Annotated in this window: 20 protein-coding genes; 10 read left to right on the plus strand and 10 right to left on the minus strand. The window is 70.7% G+C overall.

The genetic code is table 11. The features are described from left to right. Positions 1–37: 37 nt before the first annotated feature. Entirely contained in the window at positions 38–964 is a 927-nt protein-coding gene (locus ACERZO_RS31335) for a TAXI family TRAP transporter solute-binding subunit (protein WP_372668634.1), read from the plus strand. Here the strand turns inward: ACERZO_RS31335 and ACERZO_RS31340 are convergent. Together ACERZO_RS31340 and ACERZO_RS31345 are read right to left on the minus strand one after the other, a co-directional pair. Beyond that, positions 961–2,358: a sensor histidine kinase gene (locus ACERZO_RS31340; protein WP_372668636.1), complete on the minus strand. Its 1,398-nt coding sequence runs from the start codon at positions 2,356–2,358 to the stop codon at positions 961–963. The genes ACERZO_RS31335 and ACERZO_RS31340 overlap by 4 nt on opposite strands. A gap of 5 nt (positions 2,359–2,363) precedes the next feature. After that, positions 2,364–3,038, minus strand: coding sequence for a response regulator transcription factor (locus ACERZO_RS31345; protein ID WP_372668997.1), 675 nt, complete (start codon positions 3,036–3,038; stop codon positions 2,364–2,366). 275 nt (positions 3,039–3,313) lie between these two features. On the opposite strand from ACERZO_RS31345, the gene ACERZO_RS31350 reads away from it, so the two are divergent. From ACERZO_RS31350 to ACERZO_RS31370, 5 genes are all read left to right on the plus strand, one after another. Further along, a complete protein-coding gene (locus tag ACERZO_RS31350) occupies positions 3,314–4,042 on the plus strand; it encodes an amino acid ABC transporter ATP-binding protein (RefSeq protein ID WP_372668999.1) in 729 nt (242 codons plus the stop codon). 56 nt (positions 4,043–4,098) lie between these two features. Further along, positions 4,099–5,025 carry a glutamate ABC transporter substrate-binding protein gene (locus ACERZO_RS31355; RefSeq protein WP_372668639.1) on the plus strand — a complete coding sequence of 309 codons (927 nt, stop codon included), beginning with the start codon at positions 4,099–4,101 and terminating at the stop codon, positions 5,023–5,025. Positions 5,026–5,109: 84 nt separating this feature from the next. After that, a complete protein-coding gene (locus ACERZO_RS31360) occupies positions 5,110–5,757 on the plus strand; it encodes an amino acid ABC transporter permease (RefSeq protein WP_372668641.1) in 648 nt (215 codons plus the stop codon). Then, positions 5,754–6,611 carry an amino acid ABC transporter permease gene (locus tag ACERZO_RS31365; RefSeq protein ID WP_372668643.1) on the plus strand — a complete coding sequence of 286 codons (858 nt, stop codon included), beginning with the start codon at positions 5,754–5,756 and terminating at the stop codon, positions 6,609–6,611. The genes ACERZO_RS31360 and ACERZO_RS31365 overlap by 4 nt, the downstream gene beginning before the upstream one ends. Before the next feature lie 75 nt (positions 6,612–6,686). After that, complete coding sequence (locus ACERZO_RS31370; protein WP_372668645.1) at positions 6,687–7,424, plus strand: SDR family NAD(P)-dependent oxidoreductase; 738 nt, start codon at positions 6,687–6,689, stop codon at positions 7,422–7,424. Here the strand turns inward: ACERZO_RS31370 and ACERZO_RS31375 are convergent. Both ACERZO_RS31375 and ACERZO_RS31380 read right to left on the minus strand, forming a co-directional pair. Beyond that, complete coding sequence (locus ACERZO_RS31375) at positions 7,378–8,067, minus strand: YoaK family protein (RefSeq protein WP_372668647.1); 690 nt, start codon at positions 8,065–8,067, stop codon at positions 7,378–7,380. The two genes, ACERZO_RS31370 and ACERZO_RS31375, sit on opposite strands and share 47 nt — an antisense overlap. Further along, positions 8,060–8,992 (minus strand): DUF4037 domain-containing protein, encoded by a 933-nt coding sequence (locus ACERZO_RS31380; protein WP_372668649.1) that lies wholly within the window; start codon positions 8,990–8,992, stop codon positions 8,060–8,062. Before ACERZO_RS31380 ends, ACERZO_RS31375 begins: the two co-directional genes overlap by 8 nt. Positions 8,993–9,246: 254 nt before the next feature. On the opposite strand from ACERZO_RS31380, the gene ACERZO_RS31385 reads away from it, so the two are divergent. Both ACERZO_RS31385 and ACERZO_RS31390 read left to right on the plus strand, forming a co-directional pair. Beyond that, positions 9,247–10,098 (plus strand): helix-turn-helix domain-containing protein, encoded by an 852-nt coding sequence (locus ACERZO_RS31385; protein ID WP_372668652.1) that lies wholly within the window; start codon positions 9,247–9,249, stop codon positions 10,096–10,098. A gap of 3 nt (positions 10,099–10,101) precedes the next feature. After that, complete coding sequence (locus ACERZO_RS31390; RefSeq protein WP_372668654.1) at positions 10,102–10,284, plus strand: DUF397 domain-containing protein; 183 nt, start codon at positions 10,102–10,104, stop codon at positions 10,282–10,284. On the opposite strand, the gene ACERZO_RS31395 is transcribed toward ACERZO_RS31390, so the two are convergent. The 6 genes from ACERZO_RS31395 to ACERZO_RS31420 all read right to left on the minus strand — a co-directional run bounded on the left by ACERZO_RS31395 (position 10,268) and on the right by ACERZO_RS31420 (position 15,844). Then, a complete protein-coding gene (locus ACERZO_RS31395) occupies positions 10,268–11,383 on the minus strand; it encodes an amidohydrolase family protein (RefSeq protein WP_372668656.1) in 1,116 nt (371 codons plus the stop codon). The genes ACERZO_RS31390 and ACERZO_RS31395 overlap by 17 nt on opposite strands. Beyond that, positions 11,380–11,907, minus strand: coding sequence for a GNAT family N-acetyltransferase (locus ACERZO_RS31400; protein WP_372668658.1), 528 nt, complete (start codon positions 11,905–11,907; stop codon positions 11,380–11,382). The genes ACERZO_RS31395 and ACERZO_RS31400 overlap by 4 nt, the downstream gene beginning before the upstream one ends. Positions 11,908–12,020: 113 nt before the next feature. Further along, complete coding sequence (locus tag ACERZO_RS31405) at positions 12,021–12,773, minus strand: succinate dehydrogenase/fumarate reductase iron-sulfur subunit (RefSeq protein WP_372668660.1); 753 nt, start codon at positions 12,771–12,773, stop codon at positions 12,021–12,023. Further along, positions 12,770–14,686 (minus strand): fumarate reductase/succinate dehydrogenase flavoprotein subunit, encoded by a 1,917-nt coding sequence (locus ACERZO_RS31410; protein ID WP_372668662.1) that lies wholly within the window; start codon positions 14,684–14,686, stop codon positions 12,770–12,772. Before ACERZO_RS31410 ends, ACERZO_RS31405 begins: the two co-directional genes overlap by 4 nt. Before the next feature lie 49 nt (positions 14,687–14,735). Continuing rightward, on the minus strand, positions 14,736–15,560 hold the full coding sequence (locus ACERZO_RS31415; RefSeq protein ID WP_372668664.1) for a hypothetical protein: 825 nt from the start codon (positions 15,558–15,560) through the stop codon (positions 14,736–14,738). Continuing rightward, positions 15,557–15,844 (minus strand): hypothetical protein, encoded by a 288-nt coding sequence (locus ACERZO_RS31420; protein ID WP_167379786.1) that lies wholly within the window; start codon positions 15,842–15,844, stop codon positions 15,557–15,559. Before ACERZO_RS31420 ends, ACERZO_RS31415 begins: the two co-directional genes overlap by 4 nt. A gap of 248 nt (positions 15,845–16,092) precedes the next feature. On the opposite strand from ACERZO_RS31420, the gene edd reads away from it, so the two are divergent. Next, positions 16,093–17,982 (plus strand): phosphogluconate dehydratase, encoded by a 1,890-nt coding sequence (gene edd, locus ACERZO_RS31425; RefSeq protein ID WP_372668666.1) that lies wholly within the window; start codon positions 16,093–16,095, stop codon positions 17,980–17,982. Continuing rightward, positions 17,979–18,584, plus strand: coding sequence for a bifunctional 4-hydroxy-2-oxoglutarate aldolase/2-dehydro-3-deoxy-phosphogluconate aldolase (eda, locus tag ACERZO_RS31430; protein ID WP_372668668.1), 606 nt, complete (start codon positions 17,979–17,981; stop codon positions 18,582–18,584). The genes edd and eda overlap by 4 nt, the downstream gene beginning before the upstream one ends. Positions 18,585–18,596 lie beyond the last annotated feature (12 nt).

The following is an 18,596-nucleotide window of genomic DNA, read 5'->3' on the forward strand; positions in this document are numbered from 1 at the left end:
CCAACCACTCGAGCGCCGGATCTGGCACGATCGGGCCGTGGTCACGACGCGGCGGAGGCAGGCGCTCGCGATAGCGGCCGCCCTGGTCCTGGTGCTCTCGGCGTGCAGCTCCGGGTTCGGCGAGCTGAAGCTGCGGATCGCCGCGGGCAACCCCGGCGGCGTCTACGACAAGCTCGCCCAGACCCTTGCCACGGCGTGGGCCGCGGGCCTGGACATCGAGCGGCCCGCCGTGCTGCAGACCCAGGGCTCGCCCGACAACATCGACAAGGTGCTCGCCGGGGCCGCCGACGTCGCGTTCGTCGCCGCCGACGTCGCCGCCGACCGGTACAAGAGCGACCCGCGGCTGACCACCCTCGCCCGCATCCACGACGACTACCTGCACATCGTCGTCCGCGCCGACTCCGACATCCGCACCGTCGGGCAGCTGCGCGGCCGCCGGATCGCGACCGGCGCGAAGTCCTCGGGCGTGGAGTACATCGCCCGCCGGCTGCTGCAGGCAACCGACCTCACCGACTCGGTCACCACCAGCTCCCGCGGGCTCGACGACTCCGTCAAGGCCCTGCTCGACGGCGAGATCGACGCCTTCTTCTGGTCCGGCGGCCTGCCGACGCCCACGCTGGCCGCCTACAACGGCACGCAGTCGCTGCGCCTGCTCGACATCGCCGACGTGATGCCGAAGATGCAGGAGATCAACCAGGTCTACGGCACCGCGTCGATCCCGGCGAGCACGTACAACCAGCCGGGGCCGGTGACCACGCTGCTGGTGCCGAACTTCCTGATCGTCCCGAAGTCGATGAGCGACGACGTCGCCGAGGCGCTGGTCCGCGGCCTGTTCGACGCGCGCCAGCAGCTGGCGCTGGCCAACCCGGCGGCGCTGTCGATCGACGTCCACCCGGGCATCGAGACCCAGCCGATCCCCCTGCACCCCGGCGCGCTGCGGTACTACCGCGACAAGAAGACCTAGGCGGCCGGGAACGTCATCGTGATCCGCAGGCCGCCGCCGTCGGGGAGGTCGAGCGCCAGCTCGCCGTCGGAGTGCGCGGTCAGCTCGGACACGATCGCCAGGCCCAGCCCCGAACCCGGCACGTTCTGGTGGGCCGGGCTGCGCCAGAACCGGTCCAGCGCGCGGTCGAGCTCCTCGGGCGGCAGGCCGGGCCCGTGGTCGCGGACCGACAGCCGCACCCGGTCGCCGTCGCGTTCGACGGCGACCCGGATCTCGGTGCCGGCCGCGGTGAACTTCAGCGCGTTGTCCAGCAGTGCGTCGAGGATCGTCTCGGCACCGCGCGGCGGCATCCGGACCCGCGCGCCGTCGCCTGACGCGTCGACGACCAGCCGCACGTCCCGGGCCTCACCGACCACCGACCAGTCGGCGACGCGCTCGGCGACGGCCTCGTCCAGCACCACCGGGTCCAGCTCGCCGCCGGACGCCTCGGCGCGGGCCATCGAGAGGAGGCCGTCGAGGATCTGGTGCAGCCGTCCGGCGTCGACGCGCGCGGCTTCCAGGTCGGCGGCGGACTGGTCGTCGACGACGTGGCCGTCGAGGTTCCCGAGCCGGATCTTCAGCGCGGTCAGCGGGTTGCGCAGCTGGTGCGAGGCGTCGGCGACGAACGCCCGCTGCGCGGCCAGCGCACTCGACACGCTCTCGGCCATCCGGTCGAAGGAGCGCCCGAGCTGCCGCAGCTCCGGCGGGCCGCCGCCCTCCCCGACCGGTTCGGCCTCCCGCCCGCTGACCACGGACGCCACCAGCGCGCCGGTCGCGTCGTCGAGCCGCTTCACCGGCTTCAGGATCCACCGGACCACCGGGATCGCCACGCCCAGCGCCACCACGAAGGCCAGGATGCCGCCCGCGGCGAGCAGCAGCCACCACCACAGCACCGCGGCGCGCTCGGAATCGGTGGTGGACACCGTGAGCACCGCGCCGCGCACCTCGCCGTCGGCGAGCACCGGCTCGGCGAGCACCAGCGGCGTCGAGTCCCACGGCATCAGCACGCCGGCGGGCTGCGACCGGCGGCCGGCCAGCGCCTCGTGGACCGGGTCACTGATCCGCTCGTCCTTGAGGTCGATCCGCGCGGCGGCCGGGCCGAGCGCCGTCACGACCGGGCGGCCGTCCTGGTCGACCACGACCACCTGCACGCCGTACACCTCGGTGTAGCGGCGGACGTCGGGCTCGATCAGGTACGGCTTGTTGTCCAGCAGCGGCCGCTGCGCCAGCGACGCGAACCGGGCGGTGTCGGTGAGCCGGTCGAGGAAGAGGTCCTGCTGGGCGCCCGCGGCGATCGAGATGGCCAGCGGGATGCCGAGGCCGAACACCAGCAGCGCGACCAGCGTCAGCACGATGCCCTGCAGCCGGACGCGCACGCCCCTCAGCTCCGGGTGGCCGCGCCGCCGAGCCGGTAGCCGACCCCGCGGACCGTCTCGATCAGCGCCGGGCGGCCCAGCTTCGTCCGCAGCGTCGCGACGTGGACGTCGAGCGACCGGCTCTCCGCGGCGCCCCGGTGCCCCCACACCTCGGTCAGCACGTGCTCGCGCGAGCACACCGCGCCGCGCGCGCCGGCGACCAGCGCGAGCACCTGGAACTCCTTGCGGGACAACGCGATCGCGCGTCCGTCGACCAGCACCTCGTGCCGGGCGAGGTCGACGCTGACGTCCCCGACCTCGATGACCACCGGCTCGGTGACGGTGTGCTCCGGACGCCGCCGGCGCACCGCCTCGACCCGGGCGAGCAGCTCCTCGACGTCGTAGGGCTTGACGAGGTAGTCGTCGGCGCCCGCGCGCAGGCCCCGGATCCGGTCGTCGACCTCGCCGCGGGCCGACACGACGATGATCGAGACATCGCTGACCGCGCGGATCTGGGTGCAGAGGGTGACGCCGTCGATGTCCGGCAGCCCCAGGTCGAGCAGGACGACGTCGACCTCGTGCACGCGTTCGAGCACGCCGGCGCCGGTGGCCAGCCGCGCGATCGCCAGGCCGCGGCGGGTCAGCGCCGGGATGAGCGCGCCCGCGACCCGGTCGTCGTCCTCCACCAGCAGCACCCGCACCCGTCCGCCTCCCATGGTGACCCGCTCCACCGGCCGGTAGCGCCGAACTCTAGGACGTCGCGGCCCGCCACGCACGGGCCACCCGGACGGTGACTGTGGGTTACGCTGACGCCGATAGCCCCAAAAGGGACATCGATACGCAGTTGAAACCCTAAGTATTGCTCAAGCGGCCTTGCGGGCCGGGGCAGCAACGGTAGGTTCTCGCCATCGCGTGGTGACCCACGCCGCATTCGAACGACCCTGGAGGCCAGATGACCGCGGAGGTGGCGGCGCCGATGATCAAGGCGTCCGCCGTGAACAAGTACTTCGGCGACCTGCACGTGCTCAGGGAGATCACGCTCGAGGTGCCTCGCGGCCAGGTCGTCGTGGTGCTGGGTCCGTCGGGGTCGGGCAAGTCGACCCTGTGCCGGGCGATCAACCGGCTCGAGCCGATCAACTCGGGCGAGATCGCCGTCGACGGCGTGCCCCTGCCGGCCGAAGGCAAGGCCCTCGCGGCCCTGCGCGCCGACGTCGGCATGGTGTTCCAGTCGTTCAACCTGTTCGCGCACAAGACCATCGTCGAAAACGTGATGCTGGCGCCGACGAAGGTCCGCAAGTCCTCGAAGGAAGACGCGCGCAAGACGGCGATGGAGCTGCTGGAGCGCGTCGGCATCGCCAACCAGGCCGACAAGTACCCGGCTCAGCTGTCCGGCGGCCAGCAGCAGCGCGTGGCGATCGCGCGGGCGCTGGCGATGCGGCCGAAGGTCATGCTGTTCGACGAGCCGACCTCGGCGCTGGACCCGGAGATGGTCCAGGAGGTCCTCGACGTCATGACCGGCCTGGCCAAGGACGGCATGACGATGCTGGTCGTCACCCACGAGATGGGCTTCGCCCGGCGGGCAGCCGATCGGGTGATCTTCATGGCCGACGGCGAGATCGTCGAGGACACGACGCCGGAAGAGTTCTTCACCGCGCCCAAGAGCGAGCGCGCGAAGGACTTCCTCGGCAAGATCCTGACCCACTGAGAGAACGTTCCGCGGCGCCGTCGTGCCGCGGGTGACGACACACAGGAGAAATTCACATGAGGATCCGCACCCTCGCGGTGGGACTGCTCGCCGGGAGCCTGGCGCTGACCACGCTGACGGCCTGTGGCAAGGAAGGCACGCCGGCCACGCCGGGCTCGGGCGACCAGAGCGGCACGAACGCCGCGGCGCTGCCCACGTACCCCGTCGCGCAAGGCGTCGACCTGGCCGGCTCGCCGGTGTTCGCCAAGATGAAGTCGGCGGGCGCGCTGACCGTCGGCGCCAAGGACGACCAGCCCGGCCTCGGCCAGAAGGACCCGACGACCGGCAAGTTCGGCGGCTTCGACATCGAGATCGCGAAGCTCGTCTCGGCCGGCCTCGGCTTCGACCCGGAGAAGATCACCTTCCGCACGGTCGACTCGGGTGCCCGTGAGCAGACGATCGCGAACGGCGACGTGAACTACTACGTCGGCACCTACTCGATCACCGACAAGCGCAAGGCGCTCGTCTCCTTCGCCGGCCCGTACTTCCTCGCCGGCCAGGACCTGCTGGTGCGCAAGGACGACTCGTCGATCACCGGCAAGGACACGCTCAAGGGCAAGAAGGTCTGCTCGGTCACCGGCTCGACCCCGATCCAGAAGGTCCGCTCGGAGAACCTGACCGAGCCGGGCAACATCGTCGAGTTCCAGAAGTACTCGCAGTGCGTCGAGAAGCTGCTGTCGAAGGACGTCGACGCGGTCACGACCGACGACGCGATCCTCAAGGGCTACGCGGCCCAGGACCCGGACAACCTGAAGGTCGTCGGCCAGACGTTCTCCACGGAGAAGTACGGCATCGGCCTCAACAAGGACGACAAGGTCCTGCGCGACAAGGTCAACGAGATCCTGCAGAAGGCGCTGGACGACGGCACCTGGGACAAGATCTACGCCGCGACGCTCGGCAAGTCCGGTTCGCCGGCCAAGAAGCCGACCCTCGAGAAGTACTGACCTGAGCTCAAGGCCGGTGGACCGGGATCCCGGTCCACCGGCCTTCTCCATCCACCACCTGACCACGGACGCGGGGAAGGCTCCATGGACGTCCTGCTCAACAACCTGGACCTGTTCGGTCCGTTCTTCCTCCGCACGATCGAACTGTTCGTGCTCTCCGCCGTCGGCAGCCTGATCTGGGGCACGATCCTGGCCATGCTTCGGGTGAGCCCGGTCCCCGTCTTCCGCGCCATCGGCACGGCGTACGTGACGATCGCCCGGAACACCCCGCTCACCCTGGTGTTCGCGTTCTTCGTGTTCGCGTACCCGCTGCTGGACATCGTCAAGCTCGACTACTTCCCGGCCGCGGTGACCGCCCTGACCGTCTACACCTCCGCGTTCATCTGCGAGGTCGTGCGCTCGGGCATCAACACGGTGCCGGTGGGCCAGGCCGAGGCGGGCCGGGCGCTGGGCCTGACGTTCGGCCAGATCCTGGGGCAGGTCGTGCTGCCGCAGGCGCTGCGCTCGGTCGTGCCGCCGCTGATCAGCACCTTGATCGCGCTGTTGAAGAACACCACCATCGCCGCCGGTTTCTCCGTGGCCGAGGCCGGCGCGATCCGGTCGTACCTGTCCGAACGCGGGGAGAACCAGCTGATCGGCCTGCTGTGGGTCGCCCTAGGCTTCATCATCCTGGTCGCCGTGCTGTCGTTCGTCCAACGCAGCCTGGAGAAGCGCTGGAGTGTGGCCCGATGAGCAACGTCCTGTTCGACGTCCCGGGCCCGAAGGCCCGGCTGCGGTACCGGAGCTTCGCCGTCGTCGGCATCCTCGTGGTCCTGGCGTTCGTCGGGTACATCGGCTGGCGTTTCTACGACAGCGGCCAGTTCACCGCCCGCAAGTGGGAGTGGCTGCAGTACGCCCAGGTCCAAAGCGACCTCGCGAACGCGGTGCTCCAGACCCTCGAGGCGTTCGCGGCCGCGGCCGTGCTGGCGCTGGTCTTCGGTGCGATCTTCGCGGCCGGGCGCCTGTCGGACCACGCCTGGATCCGCGGGATCTCCGGATTCGTCGTCGAGTTCTTCCGCGCGATCCCGGCGCTGATCCTGATGTTCCTGTTCTACTTCGGCCTGCCGACGCTGGGCGTCCCGATGACGCCGTTCCTCGGTGTGGTGTTCGGCCTGACGCTGTACAACGGCTCGGTGCTCGCGGAGGTGTTCCGCGCGGGTATCCAGTCTCTGCCGAAGGGGCAGAGCGAAGCCGCGTACGCGCTCGGCATGCGCAAGACGCAGGTCATGTTCCTGGTGCTGCTGCCCCAGGCGATCCGGGCGATGCTTCCGACGATCATCAGCCAGCTCGTCGTGTTGCTCAAGGACACCGCGCTCGGCTTCATCATCACGTTCCAGGAACTGCTGTACTACGCGCGGTACATCGGTTCGCAGGGCGCCTTCGGGCGGCCGATCGTGCCGTCGACGATCGTCGCGACCGCCATCTACGTCGTGATGTGCCTGCTGCTGACGGCGCTGGCGACCTACCTGGAGCGGCGCAACCGCCGCAACAAGAAGGTCGTGGCGGCCCCGATGGCGGCCGATGACGTGGTGGCCGCGTCCGCCTGAGTCACTCGTTCGAGGCCCCCGGGATCCGTCCCGGGGGCCTTGTCGTACCCGGGGGTCTCCCCTAGCGTCGGGCGCATGGGCGTCGCACTGGTGACCGGCAGCTCCCGCGGACTCGGCCGGGTGATCGCGCGCAGACTGGCGCGCGACGGGTTCGCCGTCGCGGTCAACGGCCACCACGACGACGCCGACCTCAAGACGGCGGCGGAGGGCATCCTCGCGGAGGGCGGCAAGGCGGCGGCGTTCGCCGCGGACGTGACCGACCGCCGTCAGGTCGGCGAGCTCGTCGACGGTGTTACGGCGCTGCTGGGCCCGATCACCGTCCTGGTGCTGAACGCGACCGGCCCGCAGCCCGAGGCCCCGGTGTCCCAAGTGGACTGGCCGGACCACTTGGCGCAGCTGGACTTCTTCGTGCGGTCCCCGGTGCTCCTCGGGCACGCGGTGCTGCCGGGGATGCGGGCCCGCGGCCACGGCCGGATCGTCCACATCGACTCGGAGGTGGCGGACCGCCCGCCACCGGGCCGCTCGGCGTACGCGGCGGCGAAGAGCGCCCAGATCGGCTTGGCCCGCGCGTGGGCGCGCGAGCTGGCCCCGGACGGCATCACGGTCAACACGGTGGCCCCGGGTTTCGTCCCGGTGGAGCGTCACGCGGAGGTCGACGAGGCAGAGCGCGAGACGTACCGCGCCTCGGTCCCGGCGGGCCGCCTCGGCACCCCGGAAGACGTCGCGGCGGCGGTGAGCTTCTTCGCATCTGAGGAGGCGGGGTTCGTCACCGGCCAGCGTCTGCTGGTGGACGGCGGTCGCGCCCTCGGTTGAGCTGCAGCACCACCAGCACGCCGAGGATCAGCACCAGGGCCAGCGCCAACGCCGTCCACATCGCGACGTGCAGCTGCAGCAACCCGCCGGCCAGCGCGCCCACCAACATCGCCCCCACCGCGGCCACCTTCCGCAGCGGGTGCGCGCCCGGGCCGCCGGCCGCCTTCGAGTCCGCCGCGAAGCCCGTCAGCGTCATCGTCAAGACCGTCGTCGTCAGGTCGGGCGCGCCGATCCGGCGGACCGCGGCGTTCTGCAGGCCCATCGCCACGCCCAGCACGACGATCAGCAGCTCGCTGCCCGGCCGCGTGCCCGCCCCGAGCGTCGCCGACAGCACGACCGCCACCGCGACCAGCGCCGCCTGGACCGCCGTCGCCTGCCGGAGCGCGTCGTAGTCGTCGTCGCGGCGGGCCAGCCGGCCGCCCGCGAGCGCGCCCGCCAGGAACGCCAGCACCGCGGTCAGCGACGCGAGCACCGACAGCGTCGTCTCCCCCGCCGCCGCGAACCCGAGGAACACGACGTTGCCGGTCATGTTGGCCACGAACACGCGGCCCAGCCCGAGGAAGCTGACGGCGTCGACGACCCCGGTCACGACGGTCAGCGTCAGCAGCAGCGCGGCCAGGTCGCGGGGTTTCGGTTCAGCCATGCACGCAGTCAACCACCGCGCGGGTCAGGCCGCGGTGCCCGAGCGCGTCGGTGCTGTCGACGAACTGGTCGATCGCCCCGATCACCGGCGTGCCGCCGGCCAGGGAGCGGACGAACCGCTCGGCGTGGATCACCCGGAACGGGCGGTCGAAGAAGCAGCTCGCGCGCGGCTCGACCGGGTCGGTGAGGCCGAGCGCGTTGTGCTGCCCGGCGACGTTCTCGCAGGCCGCGACGAGGTGCCGTTCGCGCTCCCGCCAGTCCGTCGCCGCCAGGGCGCCGGTGAGGTGCGGGGTCAACGCCGCGGCCGCGGGCAGCCGCGCGAAGGCACTGCCGAGCCACTTGCCGTACGGCGGGTAGCGGCGGGCCATCAGCAGGCACAGCCGCATGAGGTCCCGCACGAGCCGCGCGGCGACGACGGCCGAGCCCAGCTCGTCGCCGACCTCGCCGCACCGGCCGACGAACGCGTCCTCCTGGCCGATGCGGTGCCACTGACCTGCGAGGACGTACCGCCAGACGTCGTCGGGGTACCAGGCGACACGCCGCCGGAGCGCCTCGAACCCGAGGTCGTCGTGGTGGACCGCCCCGCCGGTGAACTCGGCGAAGACCTGGGTCGGGGTGGCGAGCCAGTCGCGGCGGCCGGGGTGGTGCGGGTCGAAGCCGAGGAAGCCGCGCGCCCAGTCGTCGAGCGTCGCGACTTCGAGTTTCGCCGGGTGGCCCAGGAACGCGTCCGGGATCGGGACGTCCCGGACTTCCGGGAGGAAGAGGAAGACGCGGGCGGTCCAGTCGTGGTCGGTGGAGCGCGCGGTGTCGAAGCCGAGGACCTCGGAGCCGGGCCCGACCAGCGCGGCGGTGTGCGGCCCGTCGACGGCCGGCGCGACCGCTTCGGCGTAGAACCGGCGGCTCAGCTCGATTCCGGAGACGTGCACGGCCTTACCTCCAGGGGCACTTCGTCGTCACGACCTCACGCGGGGTTCCGACAGCTTTTATAGACTTCCGGATCGAGCAGCGACAAACCCTTTGTTGGGCCGCTAACGAGCGAAGCGTGCTTCGTCGAGCGAAGCTGCTTCGCGGTGCTTCGCAAACGGAATCCGTTGTCACACAGGCGGAACACTGACCTCCTTGCGGTGAATCCCTGCGCGGCTTGGGCTGTTTTGTCGGGGGTCGCCTCTAGCGTGCGGGCATGACCGAAAAGAGCACGGTGCGCACGCGTGAAATGGCCGTGGAACTGAAGGCACAACGTGAACTGAAGGAGATGACGCTGCGAGAAGTGGCCCGTCGCGCCGACTGGTCGGCATCGAAGGTGTCGGCGTGGGAGAACGGCCGCCGCATCTCGCCGATCGACGCGGCGATCTACCTCGCCCACTGCGGCACCGGGACAGCCGAGCGCACGAGGCTCCTCGAACTGACGAAACCTCCCGGCGACCTGTACTGGGTACGGCCGTACTTCGACAAGCTCGTCGACCCGATGAAATCCCTCATCATCCAGGAAAACCTGGCGGACACGGTCGTCTACTACAGCCCGGCCGCCATCCCCGGGATGCTGCAGACGGAGGAGTACGTCCGCACCTGTTTCGAACTGACCGGGCGCTACACGACCGAACGGCTGGGTGTGTTGACTCGGGCACGCGTGGATCGGCAGCAGCTGCTCCAACGCCGAGACCCGCCGCGCTGCACGTTCTTCGTGCACGAGCGGGCCCTGCGCTCGGTCGTGGGCGGTCCGGAGCTCATGCACGAACAGCTGCAGAACCTCGTCCTCACCACGAACTTGCCGCACTGCGTCATCCGCGTGGTACCGGAGTCGGACCCGACGTTCCGGGTGCTCACCACGACGTTCACCGTGATGGAGTTCCCCGAACATCCGCCGGTGGTCTACGAAGAGACCTACACAGCGGGCTTGTTCGTGGACGACCGGGTCGCCGTCGAAGCGTTCTACATCCTGGTCACACGGCTGGAACAAGCAGCGCTTCCCGAGGCACAATCGAGGGAGTGGCTCGTCCGGTTCGCGGACGAGTACGAACGCATGAGGGAGTGACCCATGGCGCCCCGCGGCCGGACCTGGTTCAAGAGCAGCTACAGCGAAGGGCAGGAACACCAGACCTGCGTGGAGATCGCGCTCGACGAGACCGCCACCGCGGTCCGGGACTCGAAGGCACCGGACGCCGGGCACCTCACTGTTCCGCACCGGGCGTGGTCCGAGCTCCTCAGTTCGCTTCGCTGACCAGCCGCCCGTCGTGCCAGACTGCCCGGACCCGACCAGGCAGATCCGACACGTCGAGCCCCACGCCGTCCAGCAACACCAGGTCCGCCCGCAACCCCGGCTCGACCCGGCCCCGATCGTCGTCCAGCCTGAGCAACCGCGCCGCTTCGGAGGTGGCCGCCTTCAGCGCGGCCGCGTCGCCCAGTACCGCGGCCAGCAACCTCAGCTCGGTCGTCAAGTCGACATGGGGACGCGGGGCCAGGTCCGACCCCGCGGCGATCCGGACGCCCGCCTCCACCGCGAGGCGCAGCGAACGCCGGTGCCGGTCGGCGAACTCGGTGTCGCTCATCGGCGCCAGCGTCGGCACGTACCAAGCGCCGGCCAGGGCCGCGACGGCGGCGTCGTCGAGGAACGTGCCGTGCTCGACGCTGCGCACGCCCGCGCGGGCTGCCGACACCACGGCCGCCGAGGTGTGCGCGTGCGCCAGGACGTCGCGGCCGCAGCGGGCGGCTTCGTCGACCACGGCGGCGAGCTCCTCGTCGGTCGGGCGGACGTCCACGCCCGCGCGGACCGCCCGCATCGAGCCGCTCGCGCCGACCTTGATCCAGTCGGCGTCCGCGCGCACCATCCTGCGGACGGCCGCGCGGGCGGCGTCCGGCCCGTCGAACAACGGGTCGGGCAGCGACGGGTCGCCGTAGTTGTCGACGGCGCCCGAGGCCGGGTCCCACACGTCGCCGAGCCCGCCGGTCGGTCCCAGCTGACGCAGGCTGATCAGCAGGTCCGGCCCGGAAATCCACCCCTGGGCCAGCGCGTGCCTGAAGCCGGCGTCGGCGCCCCACGCGTCCCGCACGGTCGTGATCCCCCGCGCCAGCAACCCCCGCAGCACCGGCACGGCCTCAAGGATCCGGGCGCTGCGCGGCAACGGCTCGGGCCGCCGGAACGCGACGTGCACGTGGCAGTCGATGAGCCCGGGGATCAGCAGCCCACCCGAGCAGTCGACGGGCGGACCGTCGAGGCCCAGTCCGACTTCGGCGATCCGCTCGCCGTCGAGCCGGACGTCCGCGCGGGTCGTCTCGCCGGTCTCGGGGTTGAACACGTGCGCCCCGGCGAGCACCGTCACGCGAGTGCCTTGCGGTAGACGAGGAAATCGCACGGCGTGGCCAGCGACGGCGCGAGGTGCGGGTAGTCCACGGCGAGGTCGGCGCGGTGCGTCACGCGGTAGCCGAGCCGGTTGTACCACTCGGCGAGGAACTGCTTGGCCGGGTGCGTCCACTCGCGCGGCACCAGCAGTTCCAGCTGCATCTCGCGGCAGCCCGCGTCCCGGCTCGTCCGCTCGGCGAAGCGGACGAGCTCCCGTCCGACGCCGAGGCCGCGCCGCGCGGGGTCGGCCGCCAGCATGCCGAACTCGCCGGTCGTCTCGTCGAGCCGCTGGACGCGCACCGACCCGGCGAGGTCACCGTCCACGAAAGCGACGGCAATCTCCCCGGCCCGCACGAAGCCGGCCATCTCGTCGGCGGCGGTCCGGTCGGTGCTGCCCAGCCACAGCCCCTTCTCGGACTCGGCGTAGACCTGGTTCACCAGCCCGGCGATCCGGGCGATCAAGGCGGGGTCGGCGGACGGCGGCAGCAGCTCGATCTCCAGCACCCCACCATCCTGCCGCGATCACGGCTCGAGCGCTCGCACGCGGGGCGCCACGGAAATGAAGACGCTCGCGAACCGGCTTGATCGCACGGTTCGCGAGCGTCGGGAGGGAAGTGCTACTTGTCGCGGCGGAAGAGCTTGTTGCCCAGCCACACGATCGGGTCGTACTTGCGGTCCGCGACGCGCTCCTTCATCGGGATGAGCGCGTTGTCGGTGATGTGGATGCCCTCCGGGCAGACCTCGCTGCAGCACTTGGTGATGTTGCAGTAGCCGAGGCCGTGCTCCTCCTGCGCCGCGTCACGTCGATCCGCGACGTCGAGCGGGTGCATCTCCAGTTCGGCGATGCGCATCAGGTACCGCGGCCCGGCGAAGGACTCCTTGTTCTCCTCGTGGTCGCGCACCACGTGGCAGGTGTTCTGGCACAGGAAGCACTCGATGCACTTCCGGAACTCCTGCGACCGCTCGACGTCCACCTGCTGCATCCGGTACTCACCGGGCTTCAGGTCCGCGGGCGGCGTGAACGACGGGATCTCCCGCGCCTTCGTGTAGTTGAACGACACGTCGGTGACGAGGTCGCGGATCACCGGGAACGTCCGCATCGGCGTCACCGTGATCACCTCTTCCTCGGTGAAGGTCGACATCCGCGTCATGCACAGCAGGCGCGGCTTGCCGTTGATCTCCGCCGAGCACGAGCCGCACTTGCCCGCCTTGCAGTTCCAGCGCACCGCGAGGTCCGACGCCTGGGTGGCCTGCAGCCGGTGGATGATGTCGAGGACGACCTCGCCCTCGTTCACCTCCACCGTGAAGTCCTGCAGCTCGCCGCCGGTGTCGTCCCCGCGCCAGACGCGGAAGCTCGCTTTGTAGCTCATGCCTTGCTCCCGGGGTGCGCCTCGAGCTCGTCGTCGGTGTAGTACTTCCCGAGTTCGCCGAATTCGAACAGCTCCAGCAGGTCCTGCCGCAGCGGCACCTGCTCCTTCACTTCGACGCCGATGTCCGGGACGACCGGGTTGTCCCCCTCCGACGCCGAGCACACCAGCAGCTTGTGCCGCCACTCGGCGTCCATGCCGGGGAAGTCGTCCCGCGTGTGCCCGCCGCGGCTTTCGGTCCGCGTCAACGCGGCCTTCGCGACGCACTCGCTGACCATCAGCATGTTGCGCAGGTCGATCGCGAGGTGCCAGCCGGGGTTGAACTGCCGGTGCCCCTCCACCGTGACGCGCAGGATCCGCTGCCGCAGCTCGGCCAGCTTCACCAGCGCCTGCTCGATCTCGCCGGCCTTGCGGATGATGCCGACCAGGTCGTTCATCGACTGCTGCAGCTCGGTGTGCAGGGTGTACGGGTTCTCCGCGGACGCACCGGAAGGCGGGTCGAACGGCGCCAGTGCCATCTTCGCCGCGGCGTCCACATCGGACTGCCCGACCGCGGGCCGCTCGGTCAGGCCGGACACGTACTCGGCCGCGCCGAGGCCCGCGCGGCGGCCGAACACCAGCAGGTCCGACAGCGAGTTGCCGCCGAGCCGGTTGGACCCGTGCATGCCGCCCGAGCACTCGCCGGCGGCGAACAGGCCGGGCACGCTCGCCGCGGCCGTGTCCGGGTCGACCTCGATGCCGCCCATGACGTAGTGGCAGGTCGGGCCGACCTCCATCGGCTCCGCGGTGATGTCGACGTCCGCCAGCTCCTTGAACTGGTGGTACATCGACGGCAGCCGCTTCTTGATCTCCTCGGTCGGCAGCCGGCTCGCGATGTCGAGGAACACGCCGCCGTGCGGGGACCCGCGCCCCTCCTTGACCTCGGAGTTGATCGCGCGCGCCACCTCGTCGCGGGGCAGCAGGTCCGGCGTGCGCCGGTTGTTGTCCGCGTCGGCGTACCAGCGGTCGGCTTCCTCTTCGCTTTCCGCGTACTGGCCCTTGAACACCTCGGGCACGTACTCGAACATGAACCGCTTGCCGTCGGAGTTCTTGAGCACGCCGCCGTCACCGCGCACGCCCTCGGTGACGAGGATGCCCTTGACGCTCGGCGGCCAGACCATGCCGGTCGGGTGGAACTGGACGAACTCCATGTTGATCAGCTTCGCGCCCGCCCGCAGGGCCAGCGCGTGGCCGTCGCCGGTGTACTCCCACGAGTTCGACGTCACCTTGAACGACTTGCCGATGCCGCCGGTGGCGAGCACGACCGCGGGCGCCTCGAAGAGGATGAACCGCCCGCTCTCGCGCCAGTACCCGAAGGCACCCGCGATACGACCGTCCGTCGTGAGCAGCTCGGTGACCGTGCACTCGGCGAAAACCTTGATCTTCGCCTCGTAGTCGCCGGTCTCGGCGAAGTCCTCCTGCTGCAGCGAAACGATCTTCTGCTGCATCGTGCGGATCAGCTCGAGGCCGGTGCGGTCACCGACGTGCGCCAGCCGCGGGTAGGTGTGCCCGCCGAAGTTGCGCTGGCTGATCCGGCCGTCGGCGGTGCGGTCGAACAGCGCGCCGTAGGTCTCCAGCTCCCAGACGCGGTCGGGCGCCTCCTTGGCGTGCAGCTCGGCCATCCGCCAGTTGTTGAGGAACTTCCCGCCGCGCATGGTGTCGCGGAAGTGGACCTGCCAGTTGTCGTTCGAGTTCGCGTTGCCCATCGACGCCGCGCACCCGCCCTCGGCCATCACCGTGTGCGCCTTGCCGAACAGGGACTTGCACACGACGGCGACGCGGAAGCCGCGTTCGCGCGCCTCGATCACAGCTCGCAGACCGGCGCCACCGGCACCGATCACCACCACGTCGTAGCTGTGCCGTTCGACCTCGGTCATGAAGAGATTCCACCTCGGAACTGGGGACGTCGTTGTCGGTGCGGGGAGACTAGTTCACGAACCTCAGGTCCGAAATCGCGCCGCTGGCGACGAGCATGACGTAGAAGTCGGTCAGCACCAGCGTGCCGAGCGTCGTCCAGGCCAGCGCCATGTGGCGGGTGTTGAGCTTCGAGACCTTGGTCCAGATCCAGTAGCGCACCGGATGCTTGGAGAAGTGCTTCAGCCTGCCGCCGGTCACGTGCCGGCACGAGTGGCAGGAAAGCGTGTACGCCCACAGCAGGATCACGTTGCCGAGCAGGATGATGTTGCCCAGCCCGAACCCGAAGCCGCCGGTCTTCCCGTGGAACGCCGTGATCGCGTCGTAGGTGTTGACCAGCGAGACGATCAGCGCGACGTAGAAGAAGTAGCGGTGGACGTTCTGGATGATGAGCGGCAGCCGCGTCTCGCCGGTGTACTTCGCGTGCGGTTCCGCGACGGCGCAGGCGGGCGGGGAGAACCACACGGCCCGGTAGTAGGCCTTGCGGTAGTAGTAGCAGGTCAGGCGGAACCCGAGCAGGAACGGCAGCACGACGAACCCGAGCGGGATGAACCCGGGCAGGTCGCCGAACCAGTGGCCGAAGTGGCTCGAGCCCTCGACGCAGGAAGTGGACAGGCAGGGCGAGTAGAACGGCGTCAGGTAGTGGTAGTCGGGCACCCAGTACGCGGTGCGCACGAACGACCGGACCGTCGCGTAGATGATGAACGCCGACAGCCCGAGCACGGTCAGCAGCGGCTGGAGCCACCACCGGTCCGTCCGGAGGGTGCGCTCGGCGATCCGGGCCCGCTTGGGGGCCCGGACGCCGGTGCCGACGCCGTTGTCAGCCGGAGCGCTCACCGCTGGTCGCGCTTGTAGCCGCCGACGCCTTCGTCATCGGCGCCGTGCCACAAGGACGGGTCGTACGGGGTGTCCGGTACGGGGACGCGTTCGGCCGCCTTCGCCTGGGCGGGCACCGCGAGCGGCGTGCCGTCGAGGTCCGCGGTGTCGATGTCGAGGCGCTCCACGTCGTTCGCGAGCCGGCGGACCGCCGACGCGTCGCCGTAACGAGAGCGCAGTGCGCCGACGCACTGCCTGAGCTGGCCGATGGTTCGCCGCAGCTCGGCGATCTCGGAGGTGGACATCAATCCTCCCGGGTGTGGTGGGGCCGGCGGAGCCGGGCGATCACTCGCCCTTACGGCTTTACCGTGCGTCGTGCAGTGTGACAACTAGCACACTAACGGTTCTGGGGGTGATCGGGGTCACGCGGGTCGATCTTCTGAATCGATTTTGATTCGGCGTTTTCCCGAGGTACTGTGGCCAGTGTCACGACCCAGAGGCGTCAGCGCTGCCGTCCCGCGGACCACCCCACACCAGTGATCCGGAGCCGGACATGAGCCCCACCCCCACCACGAAGCTGCACCGAGTCGTCGCCGACGTCACCGAGCGCATCGCCGCCCGCAGTGCCGCGACCCGCGCCGCCTACCTCGCCCGCACGGCCGCCGCGTACGAAGAAGGCCCGGTCCGCCGCGGTCTCGCGTGCAGCAACCTCGCCCACGGCTTCGCCGCCATGGACGGCGTCGACAAGGAAGCGCTGCGGGCCGCGCGCGCCCCGGGCGTCGCGATCGTCTCGTCCTACAACGACCTGCTCTCGGCGCACCAGCCGATGCAGGAGTACCCGGCGTGGCTGAAGAAGTCCGTGCGGACCGCCGGCGGGGTCGCCCAGTTCGCCGGCGGCGTGCCCGCGATGTGCGACGGGATCACCCAGGGCCGCGCGGGCATGGAGCTGTCGCTGTTCAGCCGCGAGGTCATCGCGATGTCGACGGCGATCGCGCTCTCGCACGACATGTTCGACGCGGCCCTGCTGCTGGGCGTCTGCGACAAGATCGTGCCCGGCCTGCTGATCGGCGCCCTGTCGTTCGGGCACCTGCCGGCTCTGCTGGTTCCGGCCGGGCCGATGAACTCCGGGCTGCCGAACAAGGAGAAGGCGCGCGTCCGGCAGCAGTACGCCGAGGGCCTCGCGACCCGTGAAGACCTCCTCGACGCCGAAGCGGCGTCGTACCACTCGGCCGGCACCTGCACCTTCTACGGCACGGCCAACTCCAACCAGATGGTCGTCGAGGTGATGGGCCTGCACCTGCCCGGCGCCAGCTTCGTCCAGCCGGGCTCTTCCCTGCGTCAGGCGCTCACCGAAGAAGCCGGACGCCGGATCGTCGCCATTTCGCGCGGCGAGGAGTACACGCCGGTCGCGCGGATCCTCGACGAGAAGGCGTTCGTCAACGGCGTCATCGCGCTGCTCGCCACCGGCGGCTCGACGAACCACACGATGCACCTGGTCGCGATCGCCGCGGCCGCGGGCATCCAGCTCACCTGGGACGACTTCTCCGACCTCTCGGCGGTCGTGCCGCTGCTGGCGCGGGTCTACCCGAACGGCAGCGCCGACATCAACCACTTCCACGCCGCCGGCGGCATCCAGTTCCTGGTCGGCACGCTGCTCGACGCGGGGCTGCTGCACGAGGACGTCCACACGGTCGCCGGGTTCGGGCTGCACCGCTACCGCGCCGAGCCGATCCTGTCCGACGGCGAGCTGGTCTGGCGCGACGTCCCCACCCGCAGCCTCGACGAGGACGTGCTGCGCCCGGTCTGGCGCCCCTTCGCCGCGGACGGCGGGCTGCGGATGGTCGAGGGCAACCTCGGCCGCGCGGTCGTCAAGGTGTCGGCGGTGGCGCCCGAACACCGGGTCGTCCAGGCGCCGGCGCGGGTGTTCACCACCCAGGAGGCGTTCAAGGCCGCGTTCGAGGCCGGCGAGCTGGACCGCGACGTCGTCGTGGTGGTCCGGCAGCAGGGACCGCGGGCCAACGGCATGCCGGAGCTGCACGGCCTGACGCCGGCCCTGGGCGTGCTGATGGACCGCGGGCACGCCGTGGCGTTGCTCACCGACGGCCGCATGTCGGGAGCGTCGGGCAAGATCCCGGCCGCCATCCAGGTGACGCCGGAAGCCGCGGCGGGCGGCCCGATCGCGCGCATCGCCGACGGCGACGTCATCCGGCTCGACGCGGCCACGGGCAGCCTCGACGTGCTCGTCGGTGACGAAGAACTCGCCCGCCGCGAGCTTGTGGACTCACCGCCGTCCGAAGCATCCTGGACCGGCACCGGCCGAGAGCTGTTCGCCGCGTTGCGCCGTGCCGTCGGCCCCGCTGACCAGGGCGCATCGGTGTTCGGCGGCCTGACGCCGGAGCACTTCGGAACGCCCGCTCTCACAATCCAGGAGGTCGGTCAGTGACCACCGGTCAGGACCTGCTCGAGCTGTCCCCCGTGATGCCCGTCGTGGTGATCGACGACGCCGCCGACGCCGTGCCCACGGCCCGGGCGCTGCTCGCCGGCGGGATCGGGGTCATCGAGCTGACCCTGCGCACCCCGGCGGCGTTGTCCGCGATCGAGCGCGTCGCGGCCGAGGTGCCGGACATCGTCATCGGCGCCGGCACCATCACCGCGGCGGACCACGCGAAGCAGGCGGCGGACGCGGGGGCGAAGTTCCTCGTGACGCCGGGCTGCACCGACGCGGTCGTCGACGCGTGCTTCGACACCGGGCTGCCGTTCCTGCCCGGCGCGAGCACCGTGTCCGAGGCGATGCGGCTGGCCGAGCGCGGCATCACGGCGCTGAAGTTCTTCCCGGCCGAGGCGTCCGGCGGGGTCGCGTACCTGAAGTCGATCGCGGGCCCGTTGCCGTCGTTGAAGTTCTGCCCGACGGGCGGGATCACGGTCGCTTCGGCGCCTTCTTACCTGGCCTTGGACAACGTCGGCTGCATCGGCGGTTCGTGGCTGACGGCCTCGCTCGACCCCGCCACGATCGAGAAGCTGGCCGCGGAAGCCGCGCAGCTGTAGCGGAGATCACCC

It is taken from the genome of Amycolatopsis kentuckyensis (genome assembly GCF_041679295.1).
GTDB classification, from domain to species: Bacteria; Actinomycetota; Actinomycetes; order Mycobacteriales; family Pseudonocardiaceae; genus Amycolatopsis; species Amycolatopsis kentuckyensis_A.